This is a genomic window from Alistipes sp. Marseille-P2263 (genome assembly GCF_018101075.1).
GTDB lineage: Bacteria > Bacteroidota > Bacteroidia > Bacteroidales > Rikenellaceae > Alistipes > Alistipes dispar.
This window is the reverse complement of record NZ_JAGQEJ010000006.1, coordinates 232393-238611: the sequence shown is the minus strand read 5'-3', so window position 1 is coordinate 238611 and position 6219 is coordinate 232393. Positions and strand designations below refer to the sequence as shown.

The following is a 6219-nucleotide window of genomic DNA, read 5'->3' as shown; positions in this document are numbered from 1 at the left end:
CCGCAATTCGCGTCCTCTTCCCGGACCGGGACGAACGGGGCCGGATCGAGAAGAGGACAACCCGATTCCGAATACACTATGCCCCGAAAACAAAAAACCTTACGTATCATTGATACATAAGGATTTTCTCTCTGCGGCGTTATTTTCTTACGTCTCGAGGGTGGAAGAAGGGGCTCGAACCCTCGACCTTCGGAACCACAATCCGACGCTCTAACCAACTGAGCTACATCCACCGTGTGACCTTTTGCGGCCTTTCGGAGTGCAAATGTAATACTCTTTTTCGGTACGTGCAAAAATTTCGGGCGAAAAATCGCGGGGAAATTGCGGCGGATGACAAAATGTCAGACTGTCCTGCTCGTTTGTCATGCAAAATCTGCCAAAAAGGAGTTGGCACATCTCTTGTTGAAGTGAAGGGTGCGAAAGCGAAACAACATTACGATAAACTTAAAAACGCAGAACTATGAACGTAAAACCGTTATCGGACCGTGTGCTGATTCTCCCGAATCCCGCGGAGGAGAAGACGGCCGGAGGATTGATCATCCCCGACACGGCAAAGGAAAAACCGCTGGCAGGCAAGGTGGTGGCCGTAGGCCCCGGAACCTCGGAGGTGAAGATGGAGGTCAAGGTCGGCGACCAGGTTCTCTACGGCAAGTACGCCGGGCAGGAGATTCAGATCGAGGGCGAAAGCTACCTCATCATGAAGCAGAACGACATTCTGGCGATTATCTAATCAACGTTTAATTCGGAAAAATCATGGCAAAGGATATCAAATACAATGTCGAGGCGCGCGAGCTGCTCAAGGAGGGTGTCGATGCGCTGTCGAACGCAGTGAAGGTGACGCTGGGTCCCAAGGGCCGCAACGTGATTATCGACAAGAAGTTCGGTGCGCCGCAGATCACCAAGGACGGTGTGACGGTGGCCAAGGAGGTGGAGCTCGAGGACGCTTTCGCCAACATGGGCGCGCAGATGGTCAAGGAGGTCGCTTCGAAGACCAACGACGACGCCGGCGACGGCACGACGACCGCCACGGTGCTGGCCCAGTCGATTATCGGCGTGGGACTGAAGAACGTGACCGCCGGAGCGAACCCGATGGACCTCAAGCGCGGTATCGACAAGGCCGTTTCGGCGGTCGTGGAGTCGCTGCGCAAGCAGAGCCAGGAGGTCGGTTCGGACATCTCGAAGATCGAGCAGGTGGCTACCATTTCGGCCAACAACGACGGCAATATCGGCAAGCTGATCGCCGAGGCGATGGCCAAGGTCAATAACGAAGGGGTGATCACCGTCGAGGAGGCCAAGGGAACCGAGACGCACGTGGAGGTGGTCGAGGGCATGCAGTTCGACCGCGGCTATATCTCGGCCTACTTCATCACCGATCCCGAGAAGATGGAGGCGCAGCTCGAGAAGCCGTACATCCTGCTGACGGACAAGAAGATCTCGACGATGAAGGAGCTGATGGGCGTGCTCGAGCCGGTGGCTCAGAGCGGACGTTCGCTGCTGATTATCGCCGAGGACGTCGATGGCGAGGCTCTCTCGGCGCTGGTTGTCAATAAGCTGCGCGGCACGCTGAAGATCGCCGCCTGCAAGGCTCCGGGCTTCGGCGACCGCCGCAAGGAGATGCTGGAGGATATCGCCGTCCTGACGGGCGCCACGGTCATTTCGACCGACAAGGGCATGAAGATCGAGGACACCGATCTTTCGCTGCTGGGTTCGGCCGACAAGGTGACGCTCAACAAGGAGAACACCACCATCGTGGACGGCGCGGGCGCCAAGGACGCCATCGCGGCACGTGTGGCGCAGATCCGCGCTTCGATCGAGAAGGCTACGTCGGATTACGACAAGGAGAAGTTGCAGGAGCGTCTGGCCAAGTTGTCGGGCGGTGTGGCCGTGCTCTATGTCGGCGCCGCTACGGAGGTCGAGATGAAGGAGAAGAAGGACCGTGTGGACGATGCGCTGGCCGCAACGCGTGCAGCCGTCGAAGAGGGTATCGTTCCGGGCGGCGGCGTGGCCTATATCCGCGCCACGTCGGCTCTCGAAGGCATGAAGGGCGAGAACGAGGACCAGACGACGGGTATCCAGATCGTGAAGCGTGCGATCGAGGAGCCGCTGCGCCAGATCGTTGCCAATGCCGGCGGCGAAGGTTCGGTGGTCGTCAATAAGGTGCGCGAGGGCAAGGACGCCTTCGGTTACAACGCCCGCGACGACAAGTACGAGGACATGCTCAAGGCGGGCATCATCGACCCGACGAAGGTATCGCGCGTCGCACTGGAGAACGCCGCTTCGATCGCTTCGATGTTCCTCACGACGGAGTGCGTGCTGGCCGAGAAGAAGTCCGAGCAGCCGGCTGTTCCGGCGATGCCGGGCGGCGGCATGGGCGGCATGATGTAATGACGCACGGGTGACGCACCTCTGTTCGCAGAGTTCCCCGGAAGTTTCGGCTTCCGGGGATTTTTTGTGCCGGTCCGGTTCGTCGGCCGCTTGCCAGCCTCCGTACCATCGGTCCGGCTTGTCGCGCAGGTCGCTGCGGAGACGGGGCCCTGCGATCTGTCGCATTTCAACCGGATGTTCCGGGAGGTGACGGCCCGTCGCCGGGAGATGCCGCGGTGCTGAGCTACTCCGGCATCCACTCCGCGATGCCCGTCAGCGGATGGGCGGCGCGCCATGCCTCGAACTCGCTGCGGGTGCGCACGCCGTCGCGCAGGACGGCCATGCAGTAGGCGATGCCCGGAACATGCTCCGTCGCGGGCGTCTCGAATTTGAGCCGGAGGATAGCGAGGCGCGTCTCGTCGGTCAGGGCCGCGGAGATGCGGTCGGCCACCCGTTCGAAATACCCCTCCCAGGGCGATCCGACGGACATGTGGATCATGTCGATCTGCCAGAGGTCGCCCTCCGTGTCGGCGTATTGCGCATGCCACTCGATACACCGGTCCTCGGCGTCGAGCAGATTGGCGTATTCGATGCGTCGGATACGCGGGTTGCGGGCGATGCGTGCCATGGCGGCGAAGCTCCCCTCCGGACTGAGGACCGGGGAGTAGATGTGGAGGTCTATGTCGCGGTGGGTCATCAGCAGACCCGTGCGGAGCGATCCCACGAGGTGCGGGGTAGCCCCGGCCGATCGCCAGGCGGCTTCGGCTTGCAGTTCGGCGAGGACGGCGCGGGCCCGCCGCTGGTTTTCGGCGGCGAGCGCCAGGAGCGATTCGGAATCCATGTCTTTCGGAAGGTCGTTACGATGCCGGGATTTTCGTCCCGGCCGTTGGGGCGCGGAAGGCTCAGAAGAGCGATCCGGGAGCCGGGGTGTCGGAACAGCCGGGAGCTGCGGGGTGCGGCTCTCCGTTGCGGCCCAGCAGAATGCGGGCCTGCGCGATGGCTGCGTCGGTGATCTCCGATCCGGAGAGCATCTTGGCGATCTCGGTGATGCGTTCGTCGTCCGAGAGGCGGGTGATCGAGGTGCGGCCGTCGCGTTTATAGACGACGAAGTGCGCCGCGCCTTTCGAGGCTACCTGCGGCAGGTGGGTGATGTCCACGACCTGCATCGAGGCGGCCAGCGAAGCGATGATTTCGCCCATGGCATCGGCGATGCGGCCCGACACGCCCGTGTCGATCTCGTCGAAGATGATCGTGGGCAGTTGCATCCGTTCGGCGAGCAGCGCCTTGAGCGCCAGCATGACGCGCGACAGCTCGCCGCCCGAGGCGATCCGTTCGACGCTCTGCGGCGCCCGGCCGCGGTTGGCCGAGAAGAGGAAACGCACGCTGTCGCCGCCCGTGCGGGTCAGCTCCCCGAGGTCGTCTATCGCCGCCTCGAAAACCGTGTCGGGCATTCCCAGCCGGGCGAGCGTTCCGCGGATGTGTCCGGCGAAGGCCGGGGCGGCCTTCTCGCGGGCCTTGCGGAGCCGGTCGGCCAGCTTGCGTGCCTTTTCCGCCGCCTTTTGCAGGGCGGCTTCCGCTTCGGCGATCCGTTCGTCGCCGTGGATGACGGCCGCCAGACGGGCCGTGCAGCGGTCGCGCAGGCCGATCAGCTCCGCCTCGTCCGCCGCATGGTGTTTCTGTTGCAGGGCGAGCAGCGTGTCGAGCCGTGCGGAGAGCTTCGCCAGCCGTTCGGGGTCCGCGTCGATCCGCTCGCTGTCGGCTGCGGCCGATGCGCCGATGTCCTTCAGCTCTTCGAGCGTCGAACGCAGCCGGGCGGCATACTCCGCAGCGGCGGGGTAGTGTTCGCCGATATGGGCCAGGGAGGTCTCCGAGTTTTTCAACTGCACCAACACGCCCGTCTCGTCGGCGTCGAGGGCGTTGCGCAGCGTCGTGAAGGCCTCGCCGATACGGTCGGCGTTCTCCAGCATGGCCAGCTCCTCCTCGATTTCGGCCTGCTCTCCGGCGCGGAGGTTCGCCGCCGTCAGCTCCTCGGTCTGGAAACGGAGCCACTCCTCGTCGCGCCGCCCCTGTTCGGCGGCTTCGCGCAGGGCGGCCGTCTCGCGGCGCAGCTCCTGCAGGCGGGCGTACTGCGCCGCGTATTCGCGCAGCAGCTCTCCGTTGCCGGCCACGGTGTCGAGCGCCGAGGTGCGGAACTCCTCCGACGAGAGGATGAGGTTCTGGTGCTGCGAGTGGATGTCTAGCAGGCGGGTCCCGACCTCGCGCAATTGCGCGAGCGATACGGGTACGTCATTGACGAACGCCCGGCTCTTGCCCGCCGGGGTGATGATGCGTGTCAGGGTGGTTTCCGCGGCGTATTCGAGGTCGTTCTCAGCGAAGAACTCCTCCAGCTCCGGCCCTGCGAGGGCGAATGTCCCTTCGACCGTGCAACTGCGTGCGGTGTCCTTCATGGCCGAGCCGTCGTTCTTGGCGCCCAGCAGCAGCCCGAGGGCGCCGAGCAGAATCGACTTTCCGGCGCCGGTCTCGCCCGTGATGATGTTCAGGTGCGGGTCCAGTTCCAGTTCGAGCTTGTCGATAAGCGCGTAGTTTTCGACCGACAGACGACGTAGCATGGCGGAGGTTATTTCAGGATCGTTTCGATTTTATCGACGATGCGCGCCGCGACTTCGCGTTTGGAGAGCAGCGGCAGCTCCTCGCGGCCCGCGCGGTCGATCAGCGTCACTTTGTTCGTGTCGCCGCGGAAGCCCGCGCCGGGGTCTCGCAGCGAGTTGAGCACGATGAAGTCGAAGTTCTTTTTCGTGAGTTTGGCCTCGGCGTGGGCCTGTTCGTCGTGGGTTTCGAGCGCGAAGCCCACCAGCAGGCGGCCTCCCTTGCGCGCTCCCAGCTCGGCGGCGATGTCGCGCGTGCGGCGCAGGGTGAGCGTCATCTCGCCGTCGCCTTTCCGGAGTTTGGTCTCCGACGCGCGTTCGGGCGTGTAGTCGGCCACGGCGGCGCACATCACGGCGCCGTCCGCCTCCTCGAAGGCGCGGGTCGCGGCGTCGTACATTTCCGCCGCCGAAAGCACGTCCACGCGTTCGACGCCCGGAGGCGTCGGCAGCGACGTGCGTCCCGTGACGAGGGTGACTTCCGCACCCCGGGCGGCCAGCTCGCCGGCGAGGGCGTATCCCATTTTACCCGACGAGTGGTTCGAGATGAACCGCACGGGGTCGATGGCTTCGATCGTGGCCCCGGCCGTGACGATCATGCGTTTACCCGCGAGGCTCTTTTTTTTTTCTCCGGACGGGCCGCCGAGCAGGTCGCCGACGAATGCGGCGATTTCGGCCGGTTCGGCCATGCGGCCCTTGCCGCGAAGACCGCTGGCCAACTCGCCTTCGCCCGGCTCCGCGATCCGCACGCCGCGCTCCGCGAGCGTCCGCAGGTTCCGCTGCGTCGCCTCGTGGGCGTACATATCGAGGTCCATGGCCGGGGCCACGACGACCGGACAGCGTGCCGAAAGATAGGTCGTGAGCAGCAGGTTGTCCGCGATGCCCGCTGCCATTTTGGCCAGCGTGTTGGCCGTGGCCGGGGCGATCAGGTAGCAGTCGGCCCATTCGCCCAGCGAGACGTGGGAGTTCCATGCGCCGTTCTCCGGGTCGAAGAACTCCACCAGAATCGGATTTTTCGAGAGCGTGGCCATCGTCAGCGGCGTGATGAACTGCTTGGCCAGCGGCGTCATCACGACGCGCACTTCGGCGCCCGCCGTCTTCAATAAACGACACAGCACAGCCGCCTTGTAGGCCGCTATGCTGCCCGTGATGCCCAGCAATATGCGGCGTCCCTCCAGCGGGAGCCGCGCCGTCGAGTCGGATGCCATCGCGC

5 protein-coding genes and 1 tRNA gene are annotated in these 6219 nt (G+C 64.1%); 2 read left to right on the top strand and 4 right to left on the bottom strand.

From position 1 onward, the window contains the following. Nucleotides 1–158: 158 nt before the first annotated feature. Nucleotides 159–234 (bottom strand) — tRNA-His (locus KB554_RS09275). Nucleotides 235–460: 226 nt separating this feature from the next. On the opposite strand from KB554_RS09275, the gene KB554_RS09270 reads away from it, so the two are divergent. Continuing rightward, complete coding sequence (locus KB554_RS09270) at nucleotides 461–730, top strand: co-chaperone GroES (RefSeq protein WP_141428877.1); 270 nt, start codon at nucleotides 461–463, stop codon at nucleotides 728–730. A gap of 23 nt (nucleotides 731–753) precedes the next feature. Then, complete coding sequence (groL, locus tag KB554_RS09265; protein WP_141428879.1) at nucleotides 754–2385, top strand: chaperonin GroEL; 1632 nt, start codon at nucleotides 754–756, stop codon at nucleotides 2383–2385. 223 nt (nucleotides 2386–2608) lie between these two features. Here the strand turns inward: groL and KB554_RS09260 are convergent, their stop codons facing one another. The 3 genes from KB554_RS09260 to coaBC form a co-directional block, all read right to left on the bottom strand. Continuing rightward, nucleotides 2609–3205, bottom strand: a complete 597-nt coding sequence (locus KB554_RS09260; protein WP_211035729.1) for a phosphoglycerate mutase family protein — start codon at nucleotides 3203–3205, stop codon at nucleotides 2609–2611. A gap of 61 nt (nucleotides 3206–3266) precedes the next feature. Further along, nucleotides 3267–4973, bottom strand: coding sequence for a DNA repair protein RecN (gene recN, locus KB554_RS09255; protein ID WP_211035727.1), 1707 nt, complete (start codon nucleotides 4971–4973; stop codon nucleotides 3267–3269). Nucleotides 4974–4981: 8 nt separating this feature from the next. Further along, complete coding sequence (gene coaBC, locus KB554_RS09250; protein WP_141428884.1) at nucleotides 4982–6214, bottom strand: bifunctional phosphopantothenoylcysteine decarboxylase/phosphopantothenate--cysteine ligase CoaBC; 1233 nt, start codon at nucleotides 6212–6214, stop codon at nucleotides 4982–4984. Between the last annotated feature and the right edge of the window lie 5 nt (nucleotides 6215–6219).

What these genes read in the sequence shown, in the direction of transcription:
- KB554_RS09270 (WP_141428877.1), top strand. Translation starts at nt 461, where the DNA reads ATGAACGTAAAACCGTTATCGGACCGTGTGCTGATTCTCCCGAATCCC.
- groL (WP_141428879.1), top strand. Translation starts at nt 754, where the DNA reads ATGGCAAAGGATATCAAATACAATGTCGAGGCGCGCGAGCTGCTCAAG.
- KB554_RS09260 (WP_211035729.1), bottom strand. Translation starts at nt 3,205, where the DNA reads ATGGATTCCGAATCGCTCCTGGCGCTCGCCGCCGAAAACCAGCGGCGG.
- recN (WP_211035727.1), bottom strand. Translation starts at nt 4,973, where the DNA reads ATGCTACGTCGTCTGTCGGTCGAAAACTACGCGCTTATCGACAAGCTC.
- coaBC (WP_141428884.1), bottom strand. Translation starts at nt 6,214, where the DNA reads ATGGCATCCGACTCGACGGCGCGGCTCCCGCTGGAGGGACGCCGCATA.